Origin of the sequence: Limimaricola sp. G21655-S1, from assembly GCF_027213785.1 — a bacterium.
Taxonomy (GTDB): Bacteria; Pseudomonadota; Alphaproteobacteria; order Rhodobacterales; family Rhodobacteraceae; genus Limimaricola.
Genome location: NZ_JAPWGO010000106.1, coordinates 1 through 389 on the forward strand (window position 1 = coordinate 1; position 389 = coordinate 389).

General features: G+C 42.4%; 1 protein-coding gene. It reads right to left on the reverse strand.

Annotated features, from left to right (window positions below):
- Positions 1 to 46: 46 nt before the first annotated feature.
- Positions 47 to 292 carry a hypothetical protein gene (locus O4G76_RS20055; RefSeq protein ID WP_269398913.1) on the reverse strand — a complete coding sequence of 82 codons (246 nt, stop codon included), beginning with the start codon at positions 290 to 292 and terminating at the stop codon, positions 47 to 49.
- Positions 293 to 389 lie beyond the last annotated feature (97 nt).

Below are 389 nucleotides of genomic sequence, written 5' to 3' on the forward strand. Positions count from 1 at the left end.
CTCTTGTTCCATCATTCGTTCACAACCTGTTATCCGGAAAACACCTCTAACTGTCCGTCATCTTGGAGTAGGTCATATGCCCCAAGTAGCTCACGGCCAACAATACTGCTTGTTGGCTGACACCCGCTTCTTTCTTGGCTTTGCTAATCTTGTTCAGTGTCACTTGTTGATCCCGATAGCCAATATAAATCGAGGCACTTAACGGAGCCTCAAGGAAGCTGAAGCAATAGTAATGAAGCTGTGGATCTGTTTCACCCAATAGCGACTGTATATCGTTCACTACTTTATCCATATCGTGTTTTTCTCGCTAAATTATCGTATTTTGTTTGATGGTAAACAGCCATTTTAATGCTGCTATTGGTCATTTCAACTAACGGGGCTACTAAGAT

Excerpts from the sequence above, each read along its gene's own strand:
- O4G76_RS20055 (WP_269398913.1), bottom strand. The coding sequence starts at position 292 with ATGGATAAAGTAGTGAACGATATACAGTCGCTATTGGGTGAAACAGAT.